Here is a 23,854-nt window from a genome sequence, read left to right on the forward strand (position 1 = left end):
AATCAGTCGTCGTCGGCGTCGCCCCCGTCGTCGTCCCGGTCGGCGGTGACCTTGCCGCTGCCCAGGTCGACCCGCCAGTCCCGCTCGCCCCCGCCGGAGGCACGCGTCTCGGCCTCCCACCCCTGGTCATCGTCGTCCTCGAGGTCCACCGAGACCACCGTTCCCTCGGCGGCCGCCGCCTTCGCGGCCTCCTGGGCCGTCACCGACGTCCCCTTCAGCGCGGCCCGCACCTCACCGGCGTCGTCCTCGTCGTCCTCCGAGGCGCCCAGCACCCTGCCGCTGCCCGGGTCGACCCGCACGCTGTGCCGGCCGTCCCCGCGCCCGAGGACCTCGACCTCCCAGTCCCCGTCATCGTCCAGTTCGGCGGACACCGCCGTGCCCGGCGTGTGCTTCAGCGCGGCGGCGATGGCGTCGGCGGCGGTCACCTCACCCGACGGACGACGGTCGTCACGATCGTCCCGGTCATCGCCACGGCCGTCGTCGTCCCGCCCGCGGTCGTCCCGCCCGTCGTCGTCCCCCGCCCGCTTCTCCGTCCGCTCCACCGGCGCCGGCCCGCCGTCGTCGTCCCCCGAGACCGCGATGGCCGTCGCCGTACCCCCACCGACCAGAGCCGCGGCCGTGACGACGGCGATCACGATGTTGCGCTTCATGTGATTCCTCCCGAGTCGCTGCGTTTTCGCGCTGTACGGCCCCAATCTCGCCGACCGACGCTGAGAGGAACCTGAAACCGCCTGAAGTGATCTTCAGCTTCCCCCTGCGACCCTGGAGGACATGCGCCCGCCCGTCGCCCACCACCACCCTGCCGGAGGCGCTCCGCGCCGCCCCTTTCGCCCGCCCGTCGCCCACCACCACCCTGCCGGAGGCGCTCCGCGCCGCCCCTTTCGCCCGCCCGTCGCCCACCACCACCCTGCCGGAGGCGCTCCGCGCCGCCCCTTTCGACTCCTGCTCGTCGAGGACGAAAAACGCCTCGCCCTCTCCCTCGCCAAGGGCCTCGCCGCCGAGGGCTACGCCGTGGACGTCGTCCACGACGGCCGGGAGGGACTGCACCGGGCCACGGAGGGGACGTACGACCTGCTGATCCTCGACATCATGCTGCCCGGCCTCAACGGTTACCGCGTCTGCGCCGCCCTGCGCGCCGCCGGACACGACGTGCCGATCCTGATGCTCACCGCCAAGGACGGCGAGTACGACGAGGCCGAGGGCCTGGACACCGGCGCCGACGACTACCTCACCAAGCCGTTCTCGTACGTCGTCCTCGTCGCCAGGATCAAGGCGCTGCTGCGCCGCCGGCCGGCCACCGGGGCCTCCCCGGTCCATGTGCACGGCGACCTCAAGGTGGACACCGCCGCCCGCCGGGTCTTCCTGGGCGAGGACGAAGTGGCCCTGACCACCAAGGAGTTCTCGGTGCTCGAGCATCTGGTGCTGAGGGCCGGCGAGGTGGTCTCCAAGGCGGACATCCTCGAACACGTCTGGGACTTCGCCTACGAGGGCGACCCCAACATCGTCGAGGTCTACATCAGCGCCCTGCGCCGCAAACTGCGCGCCGGACTGATCCGCACCGTGCGGGGCGCCGGCTACCGCCTGGAGACGGCGCCGTGAGCCGGCTGTTCGGGTCGGTCCGGGCGCGGGCGACGCTCGGCGCCACCCTCGTCGTCGCGGTGGCCCTGGTCGCGGCCGGCACCGCGGTCCTGCTGTCGCTGCGCTCCAACCTGATCGGGGAGGCCGGCACCCAGGCGGAGCGCTCCGCACGGGCGGTCGCCTCCGAACTCGCCGCCCGGACGCCGTACGACGGGCTCTCCGGGCTGGACGGTGACGACCGGCCGGTGCAGATCGTGGACGAGGCCGGCACGCTCGTCGCGGCCTCCGAGGACCTGGAGCGGATCACCGGCACGGCGACCACCGAGGTGGAGCCACGGCCGTCGGCACCCGGCGGCGACGACGATGACGACGCGGACGACTCCCGCGGTGACGACTCCGACGACTCCGGCGACTCCGGCGGCGAATCCCTGTCGCCCGGCGAGATCGCCCGCGAGACCACCTTCAGCAACGGCTCCGCGACGATCGACGGCGACACCGAGGACTACCGCTTCGCCGCCGTGGACGTGGAGACCGCGGACCGGGGCCGCCTCACCGTCCACGCGGGTGCCCCGCTCGCCGCCGAGCACAGCGCGGTGAGCACCGCCCTGACCGGGATGCTCATCGGCCTGCCCCTGCTGCTCGGCGTCGTCGCCGGCGTGACCTGGCTGGTCACCGGGCGTGCCCTGCGTCCGGTGGAGGGCATCCGGCGGGAGATGGCCGCGATCACCGCCTCCGAGGACCTGGCCCGCCGCGTTCCCGAACCGGCGACGCACGACGAGATCGCCCGCCTCGCCCGCACCACCAACGCCACCCTCGCCGCGCTGGAGGCGTCCGTGGAGCGGCAGCGGCGGTTCGTGGCGGACGCCTCCCACGAGCTGCGCAGCCCCATCGCCTCCCTGCGCACCCAGCTGGAGGTGGCCGCCGCCCATCCCGGGCTGCTCGACCTGGACGGCGCCGTCGAGGACACCGTGCGGCTCCAGCACCTCGCCGCCGATCTGCTGCTGCTCGCCCGGCTGGACGCGGGGGAGCGGCCCGCCGGCGCCCGGGTCGACCTGGCCGCGCTGGCCCGCGATGAGGCCGCGGGGCGTTCGGGGGTGACGGTGGAAGCGGAGTCGGCCGAGGTGACCGGATCGCGGGGGCAGCTCGGGCGCCTGCTCGCCAACCTGCTGGACAACGCGGGCCGGCACGCCCGCGAGCGGGTCACCGTGACCGTGCGGCGGGAGGGTGCCTGGGCGGTGCTCGGGGTGGCCGACGACGGCGAGGGGGTGGCCGAGGCCGACCGGGAGCGGATCTTCGAGCGGTTCGTACGGCTGGACGCCGCCCGCAGCCGCGACGACGGCGGTGCCGGGCTGGGACTCGCGATCGCCAGGGACGTCGCCGTACGGCACGGCGGGACGCTCACGGTGGGTGCGGCTCCGGCCGGCGGAGCCCTGTTCGAACTCCGCCTGCCGCTCGCCCGCTCGGGTTGAGAGCCGTCAGGGACGTCCCCGTTGCGCCCGCAGGTGCTCGGCGATGGGTTTGAGGGCCTTGTCGAGCTCGGTGAGCGCCTCTGGGGAGAGCAGGTCGATGAAGTGCCGGCGCACGGATGCCACGTGATGCGGCGCGACCTTCTGCATGGTCTCCATGCCGTGCTCGGTGAGTACCGCGTACAGCCCGCGGCGGTCGGACTCGCAGTTCTCCCGCCGGACCAGGTCCGCGTTCTCCATCCGGGTGATCTGGTGCGAGAGGCGGCTCTTGGACTGCATGGTGGCGGAGGCGAGGTCGCTCATCCGCATCCGCCGGTCGTCCGACTCGGACAGGTTCACCAGGATCTCGTAGTCGTTCATTGTCAGGCCGAACGGCTGCAGATCCTTCTCGAGCTGGTATGTCAACAGTTTGTTGACCTCCAGGTGGGTGCGCCAGGCGCACTGCTCCGCGTTGGTCAGCCAGCGGGTGGCCGTCTCGGTCTCCATGAATGAAGTCTACCTAAGGAAGTTGAAAGGCGAACTAATGAGGCTTCCGTGTGACATCACGTGCAGGCGTTCGATGTCACACCCCGCACACTACCGCTCACAGACCGAAGCGACGCTGGAGGTCTCCCAGCTGTCCGGGAAGGCGCGGTGCCCCACCCGCCTGCCCCTGCCCGCCGGGGACACCGCCCCCGGGTACCCCCGGCTCGTGCGGAGCAACCCCCGTCGCCTGCTCCGCCATCAGCGTCTCGGAGGACTGGAGCAGCACCGTGCCCGCCCCCACGAACTCGAACTGGTGCTCCTCGCCGGACGCCCCGCCCAGGCCCGTCATCGCACGTAGACCGCCCATCAGGCCGGTCATGTACCCGTGGTCGTAGTGGTGGCACGGAGAGGGGCAGTCCGCCCAGCCGACCAGCGCCTGGGGGTCCACCCGGATCGGCGGCTCCATGAACACCACCGGACCGTTTGATGCGGCGACGAACTTCCCGGTTCCGATCAGGGTCAGAAAACCCGGCACGATCGACTGCTTCAGTGACAGACTTGGCTGAAAAGCTAGCAAGTTGCCCGAGCGAATGGTCAGGTTGCCGTCCTCGAGGTCGTACGAATTCACATCGAAGGCCCGGTCGGCGAGGAGCATCTTGCCCGAGCCCTCCGCCACGACCCAGTCGCTCGCGTGCAGAGGCGAATGGAACGACGTACGGACAAGTCGGTCGAGTTGCCCGTGCCCGATGCCGTTGAACTCGATCGAGCCGTAGTAGGCGATCATCTTCCCCTTCTGCATGAACCACTGGGTGCCCTTGAGCTCCACGCAGAAGGTGTAGTGATCGACGTTGTCGTCCGACGGCAGCGTCATAGGGTCGTGGGCCACGGGTCCGGCGCCCGGCGTTCCGTACGTGCTCAAAGCTTCTCCTCCGACGCCTGGACGTACACGGCACCGCTGCCGCTCAGCTCCAACTGGAAGGCCTCGCCGGAGCCCCGGCCCACCATGTCCCGCCAGCCGAGGGCGGTCGACAGCTTGTTGCGGACGTCACCGTGGTGGGCGACGTAGGCCTGCGGGTCGACGTGCACCGGCCGCTGCGGGGTGATCGGGACCTCGATCACCCCTCCGTGCGCCATCACGGCGACGGAGCCGTGCCCCTTCAGTGAGGTGGTGAACAGCCCCTGCCCCGAGACCTGTCCCCGGACCATGCCCATCACCCCGCCCTGGGAGCCGAGGAACACCGTGCCCTGCTCCAGCGTGCCCTCGAAGGCGAGCAGCCGGTCGGCCTCGACGTACAGCGTGTCCCCGGCGAGGTTGATCACCTGGATGTGGTGGCCGCCGTGCCCGAACAGGACGGTGCCGCTGCCCTCGACGGTCATCAGGGGCGTGTCCTCGTTGGCCACGCGCCGGCCGATCATCGAGACCAGCCCGCCCTGGCCGCCGCGCAGATTGGGTGTGAAGGCGACCTCCCCCTTGTACGCGAGCATCGCGCCGCGCTGGCTGAACAGCCGCTGACCGGGCGCCAGGGTCGCCTCGACCATCTTCGCGTTGATCTCCCGGAAGGCCATGTCAGACGTCCCCCGCGATCGTGTTGCGCTCACTGGGCTGGACGTAGACCACCCCGTCGCCCTCGAACCGGATCTGGAAGGCCTCGCCGCCGCCCTCTCCCATCAGCGTGCGGAAGGTCACACCCGACTGGAAGGACTGCCGCAGATCGCCCTGGTGGGCCACATACGCGCCCGGGTCGACCGTCAGCGGGTACTGCGGGCTGACCCGGAGCAGCACGGCCGGCCCGTCCGACAGGAGCGCGGCCTGGCCGTGCCCCTCGACCGTGGTCGTGAACAGCCCGTTGCCCTGCGAGGCCCCGCGCAGCCCGGTGAACGTGGTCCCGGTACGCAGCCCCCCGTCCGTCGCCAGCAGATTGCTGGACTCCACGTACAGCTTCTCGCCCTGCAGCCCCACCAGATTGATCTCGGAGGCCCGGTCCGCGAAAAAGCAGGTCCCGTGCCCCTTCACCTCCATCAGTGTCATCTGCTCACCCGTGAGCCGCCGGGTCACCATCCCCCGCAGACCCTCACCGCCACCGCTGAGCTTCTTGAAGGCCATCTCGCCGTCGTACGCGACCATGGAGCCGTTCTTCGCCTTCACGGCATCCCCGGTCATGTCGACAGCGAGCACCTTGCTGCTCTGAAGTCGGAACATCGCCACGCTTGCGACGGTAGCGGCACCTTTGCCCCCGCCGACAGATCCTGTGGACGGAGTCGCACCCTGAACGAACCCCTACGCGGACCCCCTCCCGTGATCGCGAGCGGAGTTTGCCACAATGGACGCGCGCTTGTGCGCGTGTTCACAAGCCGTCCGACCCGTCGACGCCGACGTCTCTCCCACCGAAGGTGACCCGTGGACATCAAGACCGCCTCCGCCCTCCGCCGCCTCCGCCTGGTCTCGGGCCCCGAAGCGATCTCGTTCCTGCTGCTGCTCGTCTGCTCGGTCCTGAAGCGGACCACCGACTTCAACGCCGTCCCGGTCATGGGCGCCGTCCACGGCTTCCTCTTCGTCCTCTACGTGCTCTTCTGGGCCGATGCCTGGAACCGCGCCCAGTGGCCGCTGAAGACCGCCGCCTTCTACTTCCTGATGTCGGTCCTGCCCACCGGCGGCTTCTTCGCCGACCGCCGGCTCAAGCGGGAGGCCGAGGACGCGGTGATCGCCTCCCGCGCCCGCAACGAAGGTGTCGTGAACGCGTGATCGTCGCCTTCTCCGTGACGCCGCTCGGCGTCGGCGAGGACGTGGGGGAGTACGTCGCCGACGCCGTGCGGGTGGTCCGCGAGTCCGGGCTGCCGAACCGCACCGACGCCATGTTCACCTCGGTGGAAGGTGAGTGGGACGAGGTCATGGACGTGGTGAGGCGCGCCGTGGCCGCCGTGGAGGCGCGCGCTCCGCGCGTCTCCCTGGTCCTCAAGGCGGACATCCGCCCGGGTGTGGAGGACGGTCTCACGTCGAAGGTCGAGACCGTCGAACGTCACCTGGCTCAGCCCGGCGGTTGACGGTGGACCGATGGGCGAGACAGGGCTGACCGACATATGACCGGCCGGTAGGGTCTGGGGCGTGCCGAAGCCGCTCAGTCTCTCGTTCGATCCCATCGCCCGCGCCGACGAGCTCTGGAAGCAGCGCTGGGGAAACGTGCCGTCGATGGCCGCCATCACCTCGGTCATGCGGGCGCACCAGATCCTGCTGGCCGAGGTCGATGCGGTGGTCAAGCCGTACGGGCTCACGTTCGCGCGGTACGAGGCCCTGGTGCTGCTGACCTTCTCCAAGTCCGGTGAGCTGCCGATGTCCAAGATCGGCGAGCGGCTGATGGTGCATCCCACGTCGGTGACGAACACCGTGGACCGCCTGGTGCGGTCGGGCCTGGTCGCCAAGCGCCCCAACCCCAACGACGGCCGCGGCACCCTCGCGACCATCACCGACAAGGGCCGCGAGGTGGTCGAGGCCGCCACCCGCGACCTGATGGCGATGGACTTCGGCCTGGGCGCCTACGACGCCGAGGAATGCGCCGAACTCTTCGCCATCCTCCGCCCGCTGCGGCTGGCGGCGGGGGACTTCGAGGAGAACTGACCGCCGTCCCGGGCCGCGGTCGTACGCGCGGGTGGCACCCGAACCCGCGTGGGACCCGGTCAGTGCGGCCGCGGGCGTGCGGCCCGCAGCCGTACGACGCTCGCCCCGGTCACCCCGGCTCCCGCTGCCAGCAGCGCGACGCCCGTGCCCACCACGCCCGGCGCGTGGGCGATCCACCGCGAGCCGACTCGCGTCGCGGTGACCTCGGCGGGGTCCTGCCGGCCGTCGTGGTCGACGAACGTGAGCCGGGTGCGCCGGGCGGGCTTCCGGGACGCGATGTCGGGATACTTCCCGCGCAGCGCGTCCAGCCGGGCCCGTCGCTGTTCCTCCGCGGCCGCCTCGATCTGCGCGGCGGTGCTGCCGAAGCAGTGCATGACGCTGCCGCCCTTGGCGGTACGCGTCTCGTGGCAGGAGATCCGGGTGAAGGTCCGTGTCTCCAGCCCCGGCGCCCCGGTCCCGACGGCGGTCACCCCGCCTCCCGCGAGCAGCAGCGCCCCCGCCCCGAGCATCATCACCCCCGCGCCCCTGCCCGGCCGTCCCGCCGTGCGTATGCCATCCACCCCGGCCCCCCGTCGTGCGACATCGGTGGCCAGGGTAGGGGAGGGAGGACGGTGTGACGGGGGCCATCCGTGCCCCCAGGTCTACGAGCGCGTCCATCGCCTCGCTGGGGTGACGCGGGGCACGTGCCCCGGCCCTGGTCCGCAGGGAACGGACCGTTACGCTCGACGTCATGAAGAAGAGCGTGCTGACCCGCTACCGGATCATGGCCTACGTCACCGGTGTCCTCCTCGTCGCGTTGACCTTCGGCATGATCGGCAAGTACGCGCTCAAGCTGGATGCCGCCGAAGACTTCACCCAGGTGGTCAGCATCGCGCACGGCTGGCTCTACGTCCTGTACCTGATCTTCGCCTTCGACCTCGGTTCCAAGGCGAAGTGGCCGGTCAAGAAGCAGCTCTGGGTCCTGCTGGCCGGCACCGTCCCCACCGCCGCGTTCTTCGTGGAGCGCAGGATCAGCCGCGAGCTGGACGCGAAGAGCGTGGGCGATGCACCCGCGGTGGCCAAGGCGTAACGTTTCGCGTCACCGCCGCACGGAGCAGCGTGCGGCGGTCTGCCATCGACATTTACTTGGACGTCCTAGTAAATTTGATGGCATGGACGCTGACGCCATCGAGGAGGGCCGCCGACGCTGGCAGGCCCGGTACGACGCCGCACGCAAGCGCGACGCAGACTTCACCACGCTCTCCGGCGATCCCGTGGAGCCGGTGTACGGTCCCCGGCCCGGGGACACCTATGAGGGGTTCGAGCGGATCGGCTGGCCGGGTGAGTACCCCTTCACCCGCGGTCTGTATCCGACCGGCTACCGGGGGCGGACCTGGACCATCCGGCAGTTCGCCGGGTTCGGGAACGCCGAGCAGACCAACGAGCGGTACAAGATGATCCTCGGCAACGGCGGGGGCGGCCTGTCCGTCGCCTTCGACATGCCGACGCTCATGGGCCGCGACTCCGACGACCCGCGCTCGCTGGGCGAGGTCGGGCACTGCGGGGTGGCGATCGACTCGGCGGCCGACATGGAGGTGCTGTTCCGGGACATCCCGCTCGGTGACGTCACCACGTCGATGACGATCAGCGGGCCCGCCGTGCCCGTCTTCTGCATGTACCTCGTCGCCGCCGAGCGGCAGGGCGTCGACCCCGCCGTGCTCAACGGCACGCTGCAGACGGACATCTTCAAGGAGTACATCGCGCAGAAGGAGTGGCTCTTCCAGCCCGAGCCCCATCTGCGTCTCATCGGCGACCTGATGGAGCACTGCGCGGCCGGCATCCCCGCCTACAAGCCGCTGTCGGTCTCCGGCTACCACATCCGCGAGGCCGGGGCGACGGCCGCGCAGGAGCTGGCGTACACGCTCGCGGACGGCTTCGGGTACGTCGAGCTGGGGCTCAGCCGCGGCCTCGACGTCGACGTCTTCGCCCCCGGCCTCTCCTTCTTCTTCGACGCGCACGTCGACTTCTTCGAGGAGATCGCGAAGTTCCGCGCGGCCAGGCGGATCTGGGCGCGCTGGATGCGGGACGTGTACGGCGCGAAGAGCGAGAAGGCGCAGTGGCTGCGGTTCCACACCCAGACCGCCGGTGTATCGCTGACCGCGCAGCAGCCCTACAACAACGTCGTACGGACCGCCGTGGAGGCGCTGGCCGCCGTGCTCGGCGGGACGAACTCCCTCCACACCAACGCCCTCGACGAGACCCTCGCGCTCCCCAGCGAGCAGGCCGCCGAGATCGCCCTGCGCACGCAGCAGGTGCTGATGGAGGAGACCGGCGTCGGCAACGTCGCGGACCCGCTGGGCGGTTCCTGGTACGTCGAGCAGCTCACGGACCGGATCGAGGCGGACGCCGAGAAGATCTTCGAGCAGATCAAGGAGCGGGGCCTGCGCGCCCACCCGGACGGGCGGCACCCGATCGGGCCGATCACCTCCGGCATCCTGCGCGGCATCGAGGACGGCTGGTTCACCGGCGAGATCGCCGAGTCGGCGTTCCGCTACCAGCAGGCGCTGGAGAAGGGCGACAAGCGGGTCGTGGGCGTCAACGTCCACACCGGGTCGGTCACCGGCGACCTGGAGATCCTGCGGGTCAGCCACGAGGTGGAGCGCGAACAGGTCCGCCTCCTGGGCGAGCGCAGGTCCGCCCGCGACGACGCGAAGGTGCGCGGCGCGCTCGACGCCATGATCGCGGCGGCACGCTCCGGCGCCAACATGATCGAGCCGATGCTCGACGCCGTACGCGCGGAGGCGACGCTCGGCGAGATCTGCGGCGTCCTGCGCGACGAGTGGGGCGTGTACACGGAGCCCGCCGGCTTCTGAGCCCCGGCTCCTCCCCGGACCGGTCCGGCAGGCACGGTGTCGACGGACACGGTGCCTGCCGGACGTGTGTGCGGGCGCGGCGCCGGCGTCAGCCGGACGTCAGCAGCACCCCGGCGTACGACAGTCCCGCGACGACCGCCCACGCGCACAGGCCGAGGACGGCGACGCGGGTCCCGGTGCGGGTCAGGGTGCGCAGGTCGACCGCGCTGCCCAGGCCGAACAGGGCGGCGGCGAGCAGGAGTTCCTGGGCGGCGTGGGCCGCGTCCAGGGCCGGCGCGGGCAGCAGACCCGTGCTGCGCAGCGCCACGGCGGCGAGGAAGCCGACGACGAACAGCGGGACCAGCGGCACCCGGGCCGCGCCCGCCCCGCGCCCCCTGCCGCGCCGGACGCCCAGGGCGACCGCGGCGACGATCGGGGCGAGCAGCGCCACCCGCATCAGCTTCACCAGCACCGCCTCGCCGAGCGCCGCGCCGCCCGCGGTCTGCGCGGTGGCGACCACCTGCCCGACGTCGTGCACGCTCGCCCCGGCCCAGCGTCCGAACTCCGCGTCGCTCAGCCCGAGGACGCCCTGCAGCAGTGGCAGTACCGCGATGGCGAGCGTCCCGCAGAGGGTGACCAGGGCGACCGAGGTGGCCGCGTCCCGTTCGTCGCTGCCCCGGGCCTCGCCCACCGCGCCGATCGCCGACGCCCCGCACACCGCGTACCCGGCGGCGATCAGCAGGGGCTGGTCACCGGGCAGGCCCAGCCGTCTGCCGAGCCACCAGGTGCCCAGCAGGGTGACCGTCACCACGCCGAGCACCATGAGGACGGTGGCCCAGCCCAGGGCGCGGACGTCGTCGAAGGCGAGCCGCAGCCCGAGGAGCACGATCCCGGCCCGCATCAGCCGCTTCCCCGCGAACGACAGCCCCGGCCGCGCGGTGGTCCGTACGACGGCCCGCAGCCGGGGCAGATGTGCGGCCGCGACGCCGAGCACGACGGCGGCGGTGAGCATCGGCACGCCCGGCACGACCCGGTGCACGCCCCAGGCGACGGCCACCCCGAGCGCCGCGAGGGCGAGTCCGTGCCCGCGGGTGGCGGCCGGCCCGCCCGCGGCCGGTGCGGCGGACCGTTCCCTCAGCAGCGCCATCAGCGGTCGGCCGGCTGGGGGTAGACGCGGCGGACGCTGGTGCCGGAGCGGGATATGTCGGCGCCGTAGACGTGCAGGGATATCGCCGTGCCGGGGCCGCCGTTCCAGACCCGGTGGATGTCCCCGGGCGGGGCGAAGCCGCAGACCTCGCCGCGCTCGTTGACCACGTCGGCGGTGGCGACGAGCCGTGGACCGGTGTCCGGGCCGGTGGCCGGCAGCAGCCGGTACCGCCGCTCGTGCTCCCGGCCCTCGTGGACACCGGTGGTGCACCAGGCGATGTGGTCGTGCACGGAGGTGCTCTGGCCGGGCAGCCAGACCAGGGCGACGAGGGAGAAGCTGCCGTCGTGCTCGGCGTGCAGCAGGTGCTGCCGGTAGCGCGCCGGGTCGCTCTCGCACTGCTCGGGGGTGAGCAGGTCGGGGGCGCCCAGGTGCGGGGCGAGGCACTCGGCGACGAGGTGGGCCGTGGGGTCGGGCGGCAGTCCGCGTCCGACGGTGCCCCGGACGTCCGCGATCAGGGCGGCGAGGCGTGCGGTGGGGCGCGGGACCGTGAAGGCGCCCGGGAGGCTCGTGGCAGTGGGGGCGGAAGGCATACCGGGAGCGTCCGCCGGACGGACGCATTACGTCCAACGCGGATTTCTTCGCCTTTCCCAAGCGCCGCTTATGGGTCGGCGTGCTCCGGTGGTCAGCAGCCGTCCTTGGCGGCGGCGACCGCCTTCAACCGGTCCAGGACGCGTGCCGTCGCCGGGATGCGCAGGTGCTCGGGCAGGACGTAGGCGGAGATCTTGCGCCGGGAGAGGGGACGGAGCGGCCGGCCGGCGACCTTCGGGTGGCGCATGAAGTTCAGGACGAGCGAGGGGAGCATGGCCACCCCCAGCCCCTCCGCGACCAGGCTCTGCACGGCGAGGTTGTCGTCGGTCATGAAGGCGACGTCGGGGACGAACCCCTCCTCCGCGCACTCGTGGAGCAGGTTGGCCCGGCAGCGCGGGCAGCCGGCGATCCAGCGCTCCCCGGCCAGATCGGTGAGCCGGACCGCCCGCCGCCGGGCCAGCGAGTGCCCGGCCGGCAGCAGCACGGTCAGCTGGTCCTCCAGGAGCGGTATCTCCACCAGCCCCTCCGGCACCTGTTCGTGCAGTCCGGGATAGGTGAACGCCAGTGCTATGTCGCACTCGCCCCGGGTGAGCCGCCGCAGCGACTCGGGCGGCTCGTTCTCCAGCAGGTCGACGCGCAGGGCGGGGTGGTCGACCGTCAGCCGGGCCAGGGTCTCGGGGACGAGGGTGGAGTTGGCACTGGGGAAGGCGCACAGCCGGACCCGTCCGGCGCGCAGCCGCGTGAGGGCGTTCATCTGCTCCTGGGCGGCGGACATGGCGTCGAGGATGGTGGAGGAGTGCCGGGCCAGTGCCTCACCGGCCTCGGTGAGCCGCAGGCCGCGGCCCACCCGGACGAACAGGGCGGAGCCGGTGTCCCGCTCCAGGGCCTTCATCTGCTGTGTGATCGCCGGCTGGGTGTAGCCGAGGGCACGCGCGGCGGCCGAGTAGGAGCCGGTCCTGACCACCTCGTGGAACGTCTTGATGTGCCGGGAATCGAACACCGGGGCATCATAAGCAGCTTTTGGGGGGCCGCTGCCGCCAGCCCGTCCGGGCCGTGCCCCTCACGGCTTGCGGGCCACCGCCCCGTACAGCGAGATCACGGCGTTCTCGTCGGTGCTCTCCCCGACGGCGAGCTCGGGATGCCAGTCGGTCACCTGCACGAGGCCGGGCTCGACGAGCTCCAGCCCCTCGAAGAAGCGGGCGATCTCCGCACGCGTGCGGGGTGCGAGGGTGACGCCGCCCGCCTCGTACATCGCCACCCCGCGGCCGACCGCCTCCGGGTCGAAGTCGGCGGTGAGCTGGGACAGCACCAGGTAGCTGTCGGGGGGAAGACCGTCGACGAGGCGCGCCACCAGGGCGTAGGGGTCGTCCGCGTCGCCGAGGAAGTGCGTCAGCGCCACGAGGGACAGGGCCACCGGACGGCCGGGGTCCAGGCTCTCGCGGGCCTGCCGCAGGATGCGCTCCGGCTCGCGCACATCGGCCTGCACGTAGGCGGTGACGCCCTCGGGGGTGCTGCGCAGCAGCGCCTCCGCGTGCTTCAGGACGATGGGGTCGTTGTCGGTGTAGACGACGCGGGACTCGGGCGCGACGCGCTGGGCCAGCTGGTGCAGATTGGGTTCGGTGGGGATGCCGGTGCCGATGTCCAGGTACTGCCGGACGCCCGCCGTGCCGGCCAGCCACCGGGTGACGCGCTGCATGAACCAGCGGTTGGTGCGGGCGACGTGCCGGGCGGTGCCGTCGAGGCTCATGATCCGGCGGCCCAGTTCCTCGTCGACGGGGTAGTTGTCCTTGCCGCCGAGGAACCAGTCGTAGACCCGGGCCGGGTGCGGCCTGGAGGTGTCGATCCGTGCGGCGAGGGGTTCGGTCCCGGTCATGTGCGCCTCCCTGGCCGCTCGGTGTCCCGTATGTCCCGGTGGGGATGATCACGATCCTCGCAGGGCGCCGGGGCCGGCGACAGGCGACTACCGGCCGACCGTGGCCGGTTCACGGCCGTTTGAGCGTCACCCGGGTCCGGGGGCGGCGGCCAGGCCCGACAACAGGACCCGGGTGAGGCCGTGCACCCACTCCTCGTCGGCCGGCTCCGCGCTGACCAGCGTGCGGTGCACCACCGCGCCGGCCACCATGTCGAAGATCAGGTCGACCGTGCGGGCCGCCGCATCGGCGTCCGGCTGGGCCGGCAGCTCGCCCCGTTCCTGGGCGCGGGCGCGGCCCGCGAGGACCAGACGTTTCTGCCGGTCGACGATCGAGGCGCGGATGCGCTCGCGCAGGGCGTCGTCGCGGGTTGCCTCGGCGACCACCGCCATCAGCCCGCTCCTGGCCTCCGGGCGGGCCAGGATCGCGGCGAACTGGAGCACCACGCCCTCGATGTCGGCGGCCAGGGAGCCGCGGTCGGGCAGGCTCAGCTCGTCGAAGAGCTCCGCGACCGCGTCCACGACCAGTTCGTTCTTGCCCGCCCAGCGCCGGTACAGGGTCGTCTTCGCGACCCCGGCACGGACCGCCACGTCCCCCAGCGTGAGCCTGGACCACCCGAGTTCGACCAGAGCCTGACGCGTCGCGGCCAGGATCGCGGCGTCCGCCGCGGCGCTGCGCGGGCGTCCGGTGCGACTGGCTGGGGTGCGGCTCTGCATGGCACGACGATAACCGGCGGATACCGGGCGGTCGGTGGTGAGAGAGATCACGGGGGCGGGGTGCCGCGCGGGCCCCTATCGGAGTTACGCTACGGCTCGTAGCGAAAGCACCCGTGACCGGCGTGCCCGAGCGACGACCACCGGCGCGGGGTGGGGACCCGGCGCCAACACCACACGTACGCCTGGGTTTCCCGGGTGCTTTTCACACACGCGCGCAGTACGGGGGAGGATAGGCGCATGCAGCCACGGAACATGTCCATGAGCGGAGTCGTCGACCTCGCCGCGGTGAAGGCGGCCCAGGAGGCCAAGGCGAAGGCGGAGCAGGCGCGCGCCGAAACGGCCCGGCAGGGCGGCGGGGGTGCCGTCTCCCCGGCCGATCTCGTCATCGACGTCGACGAGGCCGGCTTCGAGCGCGACGTTCTGCAGCGGTCCACCGAGGTCCCGGTCGTCATCGACTTCTGGGCCGAGTGGTGCGAGCCCTGCAAGCAGCTGAGCCCCGTCCTGGAGCGGCTCACCGTCGAGTACAACGGGCGCATCCTGCTCGCCAAGATCGACGTCGACGCCAACGAGATGCTGATGCAGCAGTTCGGGATCCAGGGGATCCCGGCCGTCTTCGCGGTGGTGGCCGGGCAGGCGCTGCCGCTCTTCCAGGGGGCCGCGGGCGAGGCCCAGATCCGGCAGACCCTGGACCAGCTGGTGCAGGTCGGCGAGCAGCGCTTCGGCCTGACCGGTCTCACCGTCGACCCCGACGCGGAGCCGGGCGGGGGAGTGACGGCCGCCCCGGCGGAGACCGCCGGGCCCTACGACGCCCTGCTGGAGGCCGCCGTGCGGGCCCTGGACAGCGGTGATCTCGCCGGTGCCGTCCAGGCGTACAAGAACGTGCTCGCCGACGACCCGGGCAACCCGGAGGCCACGCTCGGTCTCGCCCAGGCCGAACTGCTCCAGCGGGTGCAGGGCCTCGACCCGCAGCAGGTGCGCAAGGAGGCCGCCGGCAAGCCGGGGGACGCCGCCGCGCAGATCGCCGCCGCCGACCTGGATCTGGTGGGAGGCCACGTCGAGGACGCCTTCGGCCGGCTCATCGAGACGGTGGGGCGCACCGCGGGCGACGACCGCGACGCCGTACGGGTGCGGCTCCTTGAGCTGTTCGAGGTGGTCGGCGCCGAGGATCCGCGCGTGATCGCCGCGCGCCGGGCGCTGGCGCGGGCGCTGTTCTGATCGGACCCGCGCCCGGTTAGGGCTGGTTTGCCGGTCGGCCGGGCCCGTGGGGCCCGTGTTACGGATTGGCTCATGGAGGTCGGTGCGGCCGCGCTTTACCAAAACTTGGTAATCGCGGCCGCTGTTACTGCGAGTAAGTCGCAGGCGTTGATCTGTCGGTTTCTGTCCATTGATCAACAGTTTTGTACGGCACCTTCGGTGCACCGAGCGTCGCTGAGCGGGACCGGCGGGCCGTTGCACGGTTATCCGGCCGTTACTAGCGAGTAACGAACCCCCTTGTGCGGGCGGCGAGAATGCACCACGATCGGCCACGCTCGGTCCATTACCCGTACCCCGACAGCCGGTCGGGCCGCGGGAACTCCTGGGTCCCCACCGAGCGGAACCGGCGGCAGTGACGCCGGTTCCAGGACAGGGGGGTCTTCGCCCGTGCGGCGAAGCCTGTCCAGCAGGGTTGTGCGTGATGCGTGTCAGGCGCGACCAGTGGTTGTCGCTCGGGGGTGATCGCCGGTGATTCGGGCGCGTTCTTCCGCGCCGCCGAGCGCGGGCGCTCTCCTTCCCGAGGACGTAGCACTTCTCCCATCCCTGCCCGGCTGAGCCACCGTTCATGGCGGCGAGTCAGGTCAGGAGATGTACGTCCGAGAAGGAGGAAATATGGAGTCCCAGGTGCGTGGCGGGACCAGATGGAAGCGGTTCGCTGTGGTCATGGTGCCCAGCGTCGCCGCCACGGCGTGCATAGGTGTCGCCCTCGCGCAGGGCGCCCTCGCGGCGTCGTTCAGCGTGTCGGGCCAGTCGTTCAAGGTCACCACGGACGAGCTGGTCGGTACGGGCTTCTCGCAGTACGGCGCCCTTGACGAGGGGTACACCCTCTCCGGTCAGAAGACGGTTCACCCCGTCGCGGTCTCGGCGTTCAAGTCCGCGACCATCAAGAGCCTGTGCCAGTCGGTCGTCACCCCGAACATTCCGGTGCTCGGGAACGTCAGCCTGATCCTGCGCGCCGGCCAGGGTGCCGAGCCGGTCGAGGCCAAGAACCTCTACATCGACGTCGCCGACCTGAACGCCGATGCGACGTTCACGAACATCGACATCGGTGTGGCCGCCAAGGACGCCAGCAAGGGTCCGGGCATGAAGGGCGGCGGCGAGCAGGCCAACCCCTACGGGTTCGCCCAGCAGGCCGAGAAGGCCGTCCTGAAGGACGTGAAGCAGACGGCGTGGGCGACCACCGCCGGAACCTTCAAGCTCAGCGGTCTGAAGATGTCGCTCTCGACGGGTGTCAAGGAGTGCTACTAAGCACTCGCTGACGGGCGGGGGAGCCGGTGGCGCCCCCGCCCGTCCACCTTCCCGCCGCGCCTTCACGCGCGGCGCACATCACCACCACAGCAAAGCCGTACCAGGGAGCTGTTTTCCATGAGCGCCGAGACTCCTGCCGCCGCCGGCCAGTTCACCCGCCGCAGGCTGCAGTTCCGCGCCTGGCGGGGCGAACGGCCGTTCTGGGCCGGGCTGTTCGTCATGCTCGGCGGACTCCCCATCGCCTACTTCCCGTACGCCAACCTCCAGATCGGGCACCTGACGCTGGCGATGGCGACCACCGCGGGCGCCGGGTCCCTGATCATCGGTGTACTGCTCGTCGTCCTCGGCGTCAGCCTCTGGTTCCAGAAGCACGTCCGGGTCTTCGCGGGTGTCGCGGCGATCCTGCTGGCGCTCGTGTCCATCCCCGTGTCCAACATCGGCGGCTTCCTGATCGGCTTCCTCCTCTCCCTGGTGGGCGGAGCGATGGCCGTGTCGTGGGCGCCGGGCACGCCGCCTGAGCAGGAGCCGCCGGCGGACGGGAACGGCCACGACGGCACACCGCAGGGCGCGATCGCCGACACCACCGCCCTGGAACCCGTCGAGGGCGCCGCGGCGACGGGCGATGCGGGTCCCTCCCAGGGCCACGAGGTCCTGGGGGAGAACGATCTGTCAGGAACGAGCCCGGCGAACGGGGCGAACGGGAGGCACAGTGCCGGCTGACGAGGTGACCCACGGGACTGAGGTGGACAAGTCCCGTGTGAGAACCGGGCCGCGCCACGCGGCACCCAAGAAGCCGCTGTTCACCAGGTTCCACGTGCCGGCCGGGAAGGCGATCGCCATCGCGGCGATGCCGACCGCGGTCCTCATGGGAATGGGCTTCACCCCGACGCTCGCCCAGGCCGACGACCAGCCGTCGTCGAAGAACCTCACGGCCGACGAGTTCAAGGAGTGCCTGGAGGCCATCGAGGAGGCCGAGAAGGGGGACGCCACCGCGTCGCCCACGCCGTCCGCCACGACGAGCGGGAGCGCCTCCCCGGACGAGGAGCCCTCGGCGGAGCCGACCCCCTCGGCCCCCGCGCAGGAGACGCCGGACGCGGGCTCGGACAAGGCAACGGACTCTTCGCCGGATTCAGGTTCCGACGACGGGCCCGAGCCCACGCCGACCCCCTCCGCGACCGCGGGCGCACAGGCCGCCGAGGAGCAGGCCGAGCCCGCGCCCGCCCCCTCGGAGACCGACCGCAATCTGCTCGAGGACATCGGGGACGCCATCAAGGACGTCTTCACCCCCGGGGAGGAGAAGGAGGAGGCGGCCCCGAGCCCCACCCCGACCGCCTCCGCCCCGGCCGCCGGGGAGCCTGCCGCCGAGGAGACGGCCGGCGCCGCGGAGGAGACCGCCGGGAAGGCGGCCACCGAGGCGAAGGACACGGCGGAGGAAACGGCTCAGGACGTGGCCGGCACGGCGTCGCCCGTGGCCGGGGCCGCCGAGGAGAAGGCGGAGGAGCCCAACGCGGAGGCGACCGGGACTCCCGGGGCCACCGCCTCGCCGAGCCCCTCGGAGACGTCCGGCGCCGACCTCGAGGACTGCCCGGTCGCCACGGACGCCGAGGGCGGGGTCGACAACAACGTCCCGCTGCCCGACGAGCCGTGGTTCCTGAACGCCAGCTCGCTGCTGCTGAAGGGCGCCGACTACAAGGGCATCGTCGAGGTACGGACGGCGAGCGGTACCACCAAGAAGGTGCTGAAGTACGTCATATCCGACGGCACCGACATCGGGGACCTGCACCAGACGGTCAAGGACGAGCAGTCCGGCAAGACCTACCACGTGCAGGCCGCCAAGGGGTCGACGTCCACCATCCGCGACGGCGACACCGTGATGTACACGGAGAGCATCTCCGGCAACCTGCTCGGACTGATCCCGATCACGTTCGACCCGGAGCACCCGCCGCCGCTCAACATCCCGCTGATCTACTTCACCAACGTGAAGGTGCAGCAGGCCGGCCAGTTCGGCGGAACGCTGCACGTGCCCGGGCTGCACCAGTACGTCACCGACTGAGCGCCCGCCGGACCCTTCCGGGAGCCGCACACGCCGAGGGCGCCCCCTGTCCGCAGGGGGCGCCCTCGGCGTGTGCACGGGCGGTGCGGGTCAGGCGGACGCGCCGCCCAGGTGGTGGACGCGGACCATGTTCGTGGTGCCGGGGACGCCGGGGGGCGAACCCGCGGTGATGATCACGGTGTCGCCCTCGTTGAAGCGGTGCAGCTTGACCAGTTCCTGCTCCACCAGCTCGACCATCTCGTCGGTGCTGTTCACGAACGGCACGACGTGCGGCTCCACGCCCCAGCTGAGCGCCAGCTGGTTGCGGGTCGACTCGTCCGTGGTGAACGCCAGGATCGGCTGCGCGACGCGGTAGCGGCACAGCCGCCGGGCCGTGTCGCCGGACTGGGTGAAGGCCACCAGGCCCTTGCCGCCGAGGAAGTCGGCGATCTCGCAGGCGGCGCGGGCCACCGAACCGCCCTGGGTGCGCGGCTTCTTGCCCGGCACCAGCGGCTGCAGGCCCTTGGACAGCAGCTCCTGCTCGGCCGCCTGGACGATCTTCGACATCGTCCGCACGGTCTCGACCGGGTACGCGCCCACGCTCGACTCCGCCGAGAGCATCACCGCGTCGGCGCCGTCCAGGATCGCGTTGGCCACGTCGGAGGCCTCGGCGCGGGTCGGCCGGGAGTTGGTGATCATCGACTCCATCATCTGGGTCGCCACGATCACCGGCTTGGCGTTGCGCCGGCACAGCTCGATCAGGCGCTTCTGGACCATGGGAACCTTCTCGAGCGGGTACTCGACGGCGAGGTCACCGCGGGCGACCATCACTCCGTCGAACGCCGCCACGACGTCCTCCATGTTCTCCACCGCCTGCGGCTTCTCCACCTTGGCGATGACCGGGACCCGGCGGCCCTCCTCGTCCATCACCCGGTGCACGTCGGCGACGTCCTTGGCGTCCCGGACGAAGGACAGCGCGACCAGGTCGCAGCCCATCCGCAGGGCGAACCGCAGGTCCTCGATGTCCTTCTCGGACAGCGCGGGCACGTTCACGGCCGTGCCGGGCAGGTTGATGCCCTTGTGGTCGGAGATGACACCGCCCTCGATGACGATCGACTTCACCCGGGGGCCGTCGACGTCCAGCACCTTCAGCTCGACGTTGCCGTCGTTGATCAGGATCTGGTCGCCGCGGGAGACGTCACCCGGCAGGCCCTTGTAGGTCGTCCCGCAGATCGTCTTGTCGCCCGGGACGTCCTCGGTGGTGATGGTGAACTCGTCACCGCGCACCAGCTCGACGGGACCCTCCGCGAAGGTCTCCAGGCGGATCTTCGGGCCCTGGAGGTCGGCCAGGACGCCGATGGCCCTGCCCGTCTCCTTGGCGGCGGCACGGACCCGGTCGTACCGGCCCTGGTGCTCGGCGTGCGAGCCGTGGCTGAAGTTGAAGCGGGCCACGTTCATGCCGGCTTCGATCAGGGCGACAAGCTGCTCGTGGGAGTCGACCGCGGGGCCGAGAGTACAGACGATTTTCGAACGGCGCATGGGGCGATCCTAACGGTTTGTTTCGCTACGGAATATTCCGTCTGGCGGAAAATACAAATGAGGTTCTGCCTGCTCAGTTGTTCTTTCCGACCAGTGCGTATGTCTGCTGCGCGATCTCCATTTCCTCGTCCGTCGGTACCACCGCGACCGCGACCCGCGCGCCGTCGGGCGAGATCAGCCGCGGTCCTCCGCCGCGCACGGCGTTGCGCTCGCCGTCGACCGCCAGCCCCAGCCCCTCGAGGCCGGCCACGGCCGCCTCCCGCACCGGAGCGGCGTTCTCGCCGACCCCGGCGGTGAAGGCCACCGCGTCCACCCGTCCGAGAACGGCGTAATAGGCACCGATGTACTTCTTCAGACGGTGAATGTAGATGTCGAACGCCAGCTTCGCCTGTTCGTCGCCCTCGTCGATCCGGCGCCGGATCTCCCTCATGTCGTTGTCCCCGCACAGCCCGACCAGACCGCTCTTCTTGTTGAGGAGAGTGTCGATCTCGTCGGCGGACATTCCGCCAACACGCATCAAATGGAAGATGACGGCCGGGTCCATGTCTCCGGACCGCGTACCCATCACCAGCCCCTCCAAGGGCGTCAGCCCCATCGAGGTGTCCACGCAGCGCCCGCCGCGCACGGCCGATGCGGACGCCCCGTTGCCCAGGTGCAGCACGATGACGTTCACCTCCTCGGGCGCCCTGCCCAGCAGCGTCGCCGTCTCCCGGGAGACGTACGCGTGCGAGGTGCCGTGGAAGCCGTAGCGGCGGATGCGGTGCTCGTCGGCGGTCCTCACGTCGATCGCGTACCGGGCGGCCGACTCCGGCATCGTCGTGTGGAAGGAGGTGTCGAAGACCGCCACCTGCGGCAGGTCGGGGCGCAGCGTCATGGCCGTGCGGATGCCGGTCAGATTGGCCGGGTTGTGCAGCGGCGCCACCGGGATCAGCCGCTCGATCTCGGCGAGGACCCGGTCGTCGATCACCGTCGGCTCGGTGAAGTGCATCCCGCCGTGCACCACCCGGTGGCCGATCGCGGCCAGCTCGGGGGAGTCGAGGCCCAGCCCGTCGGCGGCCAGTTCCCCGGCCATCGCCTTCAGCGCGGCGTCGTGGTCGGCGACCTGGCCGGTCCGCTCCCGGGTCCGTCCGCCCGGGGCGAGCGGGGTGTGCCGGACCAGCGAGGTCCGCTCGCCGATCCGCTCGACCAGCCCGGCGGCCAGCCGGCGGCCGGCGTCCATGTCCAGCAGCTGGTACTTCACGGACGAGGAGCCGGAGTTGAGGACGAGGACACGGGACGGGCTCACTGGGCGGCTGCCTTCTCGCTCGGGGCCGGGGACGGGGCCGGGGACTGGGCCTGGATCGCCGTGATGGCGACGGTGTTGACGATGTCCTGCACCAGGGCGCCCCGGGACAGGTCGTTGACCGGCTTGCGCAGACCCTGGAGCACCGGGCCGACGGCGATGGCGCCGGCCGAGCGCTGCACGGCCTTGTAGGTGTTGTTGCCGGTGTTCAGGTCGGGGAAGATCAGCACCGTCGCCTGCCCGGCCACCTCGGAACCCGGCAGCTTGGTCGCCGCGACCGACGGCTCCACCGCCGCGTCGTACTGGATCGGCCCCTCGATCCGCAGATCCGGCCGGCGGGAGCGGACCAGCTCGGTGGCGGTGCGCACCTTGTCGACGTCGGCGCCGGACCCCGACGTACCCGTCGAGTACGACAGCATCGCGATCCGCGGCTCCACCCCGAACCGGGCGGCGGTGACCGCCGACTGCACGGCGATGTCGGCGAGCTGTTCGGCGTCCGGGTCGGGGTTGACCGCGCAGTCGCCGTAGACGAGCACCTTGTCGGCCAGGCACATGAAGAAGACGGAGGAGACGATCCGCGCGTCCTCGCGGGTCTTGATGATCTCGAAGGCCGGCCGGATGGTCGCGGCCGTGGAGTGCACCGTGCCGGACACCATGCCGTCGGCGAGGCCCTCCTGCACCATCAGGGTGCCGAAGTAGTTCACGTCGGAGACGACGTCGTAGGCCAGCTCCACGGTGACGCCCCGGTGGGCGCGCAGGGCCGCGTACTGCTCGGCGAAGGAGTCCCGCAGCTCCGAGGTGGCCGGGTCGATCAGCTGGGTGTCGCCGAGGTCGATGCCGAGGTCGGCGGCCTTCTTGCGGATCTGGTCCACGTCACCGAGCAGGGTCAGCTCGCACACGCCCCGGCGCAGCAGCACCTCCGCCGCGTGCAGCACCCGCTCCTCGGTGCCCTCGGGGAGCACCACCCGGCGCAGGTCGGAACGGGCCTGCTCGAGCAGCTTGTGCTCGAACATCATCGGGGTGACGCGGTCGCTGCTGGGCGCGGAGACCCGCTGGGTGAGCTCCGCGGTGTCGGCGTACCGCTCGAAGAGGCCGAGCGCGCGCTCCGCCTTGCGCGGGGTGGCCGCGTTCAGCTTCCCCTCCAGGGAGAAGAGCTGCTCGGCCGTGGGGAAGCTGTTGCTCGGCACCGACAGCACCGGAGTGCCGGGGGCGAGGCGGTCGGCGAGGGTGAGGACGCGCTTTCCGGGCACCTCGTCCAGGGTCAGCAGCACCCCCGCTATCGGCGGGGTGCCGGCACTGTGCGCGGCCAGCGCGCCGACGACCAGGTCCGCGCGGTCTCCCGGGGTGACCACCAGGCAGCCAGGGGTCAGGGCGGCGAGGAAGTTCGGCAGCATCGCGCCGCCGAAGATGAAGTCCAGGGCGTCGCGGGCGAGGCCGGAGTCGTCGCCGAGCACCACCTTCGCGCCGAGGGTGTGCGCGATCTGGGAGACGGTCGGGGCGGAGAGCGCGGGCTCGTCGGGCAGCACGTAGCAGGGCACGGGCAGCCGGGTGCCGAGCCGCTCGGCGATCTCGTCCCGTTCCTCGATCGCGACCCGGTTGACCACCATGGCGAGCACGTCGCAGCCCAGGGTGGCGTAGGCGCGGTAGGCGTTGCGGGTCTCGGCGCGCACCGCCTCGGCGGTCTGCTTGCGGGCGCCCACGACCGGGATCACCGAGGCGCCGAACTCGTTGGCGAGCCGGGCGTTCAGGGACAGCTCGTCGGGGAACTGGGTGTCGGCGTAGTCGGTGCCGAGGACGAGTACGACGTCGTAGTCGCGGGTGACCAGGTGGAACCGGTCGACGAGGGTGGACACCAGTTCGTCCGTGCCCTGCTCGGCCCGGAGCGCGGACGCCTCCGCGTAGTCCATGCCGTACACGGTCGCGGGGTCCTGCGTGAGCCGGTAGCGGGCCCGCAGCAGTTCGAAGAGGCGGTCCGGCCCGTCGTGCACCAGGGGACGGAACACACCCACCCGGTCGACCTGCCGGGTCAGGAGCTCCATGACCCCGAGTTCGACGACCTGGCGGCCGTCGCCGCGGTCGATACCGGTCACGTACACGCTGCGGGTCACGCGCGCTCTCCGTTTCGTCGGGGGCCGCAAGAGGCATCGTCGGGCCACAAAAATCGCCCACCCAGGTGAGCGGATCC

Annotated in this window: 25 protein-coding genes; 11 read left to right on the forward strand and 14 right to left on the reverse strand. The window is 71.5% G+C overall.

Going from position 1 to position 23,854, the window contains the following annotated elements; all coding sequences use genetic code 11:
• Nucleotides 1–2: 2 nt before the first annotated feature.
• Nucleotides 3–650 carry a PepSY domain-containing protein gene (locus tag F1615_RS05395; RefSeq protein WP_149547694.1) on the reverse strand — a complete coding sequence of 216 codons (648 nt, stop codon included), beginning with the start codon at nt 648–650 and terminating at the stop codon, nt 3–5.
• Nucleotides 651–771: 121 nt separating this feature from the next.
• On the opposite strand from F1615_RS05395, the gene F1615_RS05400 reads away from it, so the two are divergent.
• Both F1615_RS05400 and F1615_RS05405 read left to right on the forward strand, forming a co-directional pair.
• Nucleotides 772–1,599 carry a response regulator transcription factor gene (locus F1615_RS05400; RefSeq protein ID WP_341873412.1) on the forward strand — a complete coding sequence of 276 codons (828 nt, stop codon included), beginning with the start codon at nt 772–774 and terminating at the stop codon, nt 1,597–1,599.
• Nucleotides 1,596–3,047: a sensor histidine kinase gene (locus F1615_RS05405; RefSeq protein ID WP_149547695.1), complete on the forward strand. Its 1,452-nt coding sequence runs from the start codon at nt 1,596–1,598 to the stop codon at nt 3,045–3,047. The genes F1615_RS05400 and F1615_RS05405 overlap by 4 nt, the downstream gene beginning before the upstream one ends.
• A 6-nt stretch (nt 3,048–3,053) precedes the next feature.
• On the opposite strand, the gene F1615_RS05410 is transcribed toward F1615_RS05405, so the two are convergent.
• The 4 genes from F1615_RS05410 to F1615_RS05425 form a co-directional block, all read right to left on the reverse strand.
• Nucleotides 3,054–3,530 (reverse strand): MarR family winged helix-turn-helix transcriptional regulator, encoded by a 477-nt coding sequence (locus F1615_RS05410; RefSeq protein WP_149547696.1) that lies wholly within the window; start codon nt 3,528–3,530, stop codon nt 3,054–3,056.
• A 97-nt stretch (nt 3,531–3,627) separates the two neighbouring features.
• Nucleotides 3,628–4,428 (reverse strand): AIM24 family protein, encoded by an 801-nt coding sequence (locus tag F1615_RS05415; protein ID WP_149547697.1) that lies wholly within the window; start codon nt 4,426–4,428, stop codon nt 3,628–3,630.
• A complete protein-coding gene (locus F1615_RS05420; protein ID WP_149547698.1) occupies nt 4,425–5,075 on the reverse strand; it encodes an AIM24 family protein in 651 nt (216 codons plus the stop codon). The genes F1615_RS05415 and F1615_RS05420 overlap by 4 nt, the downstream gene beginning before the upstream one ends.
• A 1-nt stretch (nt 5,076) precedes the next feature.
• Nucleotides 5,077–5,709, reverse strand: coding sequence for an AIM24 family protein (locus F1615_RS05425; RefSeq protein ID WP_149547769.1), 633 nt, complete (start codon nt 5,707–5,709; stop codon nt 5,077–5,079).
• A gap of 198 nt (nt 5,710–5,907) precedes the next feature.
• Between F1615_RS05425 and F1615_RS05430 the strand changes: the two genes are divergently transcribed.
• The 3 genes from F1615_RS05430 (at nt 5,908) to F1615_RS05440 (ending at nt 7,122) form a co-directional block, all read left to right on the forward strand.
• Nucleotides 5,908–6,252: a DUF3817 domain-containing protein gene (locus F1615_RS05430; RefSeq protein WP_149547699.1), complete on the forward strand. Its 345-nt coding sequence runs from the start codon at nt 5,908–5,910 to the stop codon at nt 6,250–6,252.
• Nucleotides 6,249–6,551: an MTH1187 family thiamine-binding protein gene (locus tag F1615_RS05435; protein WP_149547700.1), complete on the forward strand. Its 303-nt coding sequence runs from the start codon at nt 6,249–6,251 to the stop codon at nt 6,549–6,551. The genes F1615_RS05430 and F1615_RS05435 overlap by 4 nt, the downstream gene beginning before the upstream one ends.
• 61 nt (nt 6,552–6,612) lie before the next feature.
• The gene (locus tag F1615_RS05440) at nt 6,613–7,122 is read left to right on the forward strand and encodes a MarR family winged helix-turn-helix transcriptional regulator (protein ID WP_149547701.1); all 510 of its coding nucleotides are present in this window, start codon (nt 6,613–6,615) and stop codon (nt 7,120–7,122) included.
• Nucleotides 7,123–7,181: 59 nt separating this feature from the next.
• On the opposite strand, the gene F1615_RS05445 is transcribed toward F1615_RS05440, so the two are convergent.
• Nucleotides 7,182–7,682 carry a hypothetical protein gene (locus F1615_RS05445; RefSeq protein ID WP_149547702.1) on the reverse strand — a complete coding sequence of 167 codons (501 nt, stop codon included), beginning with the start codon at nt 7,680–7,682 and terminating at the stop codon, nt 7,182–7,184.
• A 170-nt stretch (nt 7,683–7,852) separates the two neighbouring features.
• On the opposite strand from F1615_RS05445, the gene F1615_RS05450 reads away from it, so the two are divergent.
• The gene (locus F1615_RS05450; protein ID WP_149547703.1) at nt 7,853–8,191 is read left to right on the forward strand and encodes a DUF3817 domain-containing protein; all 339 of its coding nucleotides are present in this window, start codon (nt 7,853–7,855) and stop codon (nt 8,189–8,191) included.
• 82 nt (nt 8,192–8,273) lie between these two features.
• Nucleotides 8,274–9,974 carry an acyl-CoA mutase large subunit family protein gene (locus tag F1615_RS05455; RefSeq protein ID WP_149547704.1) on the forward strand — a complete coding sequence of 567 codons (1,701 nt, stop codon included), beginning with the start codon at nt 8,274–8,276 and terminating at the stop codon, nt 9,972–9,974.
• An 88-nt stretch (nt 9,975–10,062) separates the two neighbouring features.
• Here F1615_RS05455 and F1615_RS05460 read toward each other — a convergent pair whose 3' ends face one another.
• The 5 genes from F1615_RS05460 to F1615_RS05480 form a co-directional block, all read right to left on the reverse strand.
• Complete coding sequence (locus tag F1615_RS05460) at nt 10,063–11,100, reverse strand: YeiH family protein (protein ID WP_149547705.1); 1,038 nt, start codon at nt 11,098–11,100, stop codon at nt 10,063–10,065.
• The gene (locus F1615_RS05465; RefSeq protein ID WP_149547706.1) at nt 11,100–11,690 is read right to left on the reverse strand and encodes a cysteine dioxygenase family protein; all 591 of its coding nucleotides are present in this window, start codon (nt 11,688–11,690) and stop codon (nt 11,100–11,102) included. The genes F1615_RS05460 and F1615_RS05465 overlap by 1 nt, the downstream gene beginning before the upstream one ends.
• A 92-nt stretch (nt 11,691–11,782) precedes the next feature.
• Nucleotides 11,783–12,688, reverse strand: coding sequence for a LysR family transcriptional regulator (locus F1615_RS05470; protein WP_149547707.1), 906 nt, complete (start codon nt 12,686–12,688; stop codon nt 11,783–11,785).
• Between the two features lie 60 nt (nt 12,689–12,748).
• Nucleotides 12,749–13,561 (reverse strand): SAM-dependent methyltransferase, encoded by an 813-nt coding sequence (locus tag F1615_RS05475; protein WP_149547708.1) that lies wholly within the window; start codon nt 13,559–13,561, stop codon nt 12,749–12,751.
• 126 nt (nt 13,562–13,687) lie between these two features.
• The gene (locus F1615_RS05480) at nt 13,688–14,314 is read right to left on the reverse strand and encodes a TetR/AcrR family transcriptional regulator (RefSeq protein ID WP_149547709.1); all 627 of its coding nucleotides are present in this window, start codon (nt 14,312–14,314) and stop codon (nt 13,688–13,690) included.
• 237 nt (nt 14,315–14,551) lie between these two features.
• On the opposite strand from F1615_RS05480, the gene F1615_RS05485 reads away from it, so the two are divergent.
• The 4 genes from F1615_RS05485 (at nt 14,552) to F1615_RS05505 (ending at nt 18,869) form a co-directional block, all read left to right on the forward strand.
• On the forward strand, nt 14,552–15,529 hold the full coding sequence (locus F1615_RS05485) for a tetratricopeptide repeat protein (RefSeq protein WP_149547710.1): 978 nt from the start codon (nt 14,552–14,554) through the stop codon (nt 15,527–15,529).
• Between the two features lie 651 nt (nt 15,530–16,180).
• A complete protein-coding gene (locus F1615_RS05495) occupies nt 16,181–16,816 on the forward strand; it encodes a DUF6230 family protein (protein WP_149547711.1) in 636 nt (211 codons plus the stop codon).
• Between the two features lie 117 nt (nt 16,817–16,933).
• A complete protein-coding gene (locus F1615_RS05500) occupies nt 16,934–17,536 on the forward strand; it encodes a DUF6114 domain-containing protein (protein WP_149547712.1) in 603 nt (200 codons plus the stop codon).
• Nucleotides 17,526–18,869: a hypothetical protein gene (locus F1615_RS05505; RefSeq protein ID WP_149547713.1), complete on the forward strand. Its 1,344-nt coding sequence runs from the start codon at nt 17,526–17,528 to the stop codon at nt 18,867–18,869. Before F1615_RS05500 ends, F1615_RS05505 begins: the two co-directional genes overlap by 11 nt.
• A 90-nt stretch (nt 18,870–18,959) precedes the next feature.
• Here the strand turns inward: F1615_RS05505 and pyk are convergent, their stop codons facing one another.
• The 3 genes from pyk to pta form a co-directional block, all read right to left on the reverse strand.
• Nucleotides 18,960–20,387, reverse strand: coding sequence for a pyruvate kinase (pyk, locus tag F1615_RS05510; RefSeq protein ID WP_149547714.1), 1,428 nt, complete (start codon nt 20,385–20,387; stop codon nt 18,960–18,962).
• 73 nt (nt 20,388–20,460) lie between these two features.
• Complete coding sequence (locus tag F1615_RS05515) at nt 20,461–21,672, reverse strand: acetate kinase (RefSeq protein WP_149547715.1); 1,212 nt, start codon at nt 21,670–21,672, stop codon at nt 20,461–20,463.
• Nucleotides 21,669–23,777: a phosphate acetyltransferase gene (gene pta, locus F1615_RS05520; protein WP_149547716.1), complete on the reverse strand. Its 2,109-nt coding sequence runs from the start codon at nt 23,775–23,777 to the stop codon at nt 21,669–21,671. The genes F1615_RS05515 and pta overlap by 4 nt, the downstream gene beginning before the upstream one ends.
• Between the last annotated feature and the right edge of the window lie 77 nt (nt 23,778–23,854).

The sequence above is a fragment of the Streptomyces marokkonensis genome (assembly GCF_008312835.1).
Classification (GTDB): Bacteria; Actinomycetota; Actinomycetes; order Streptomycetales; family Streptomycetaceae; genus Streptomyces; species Streptomyces marokkonensis_A.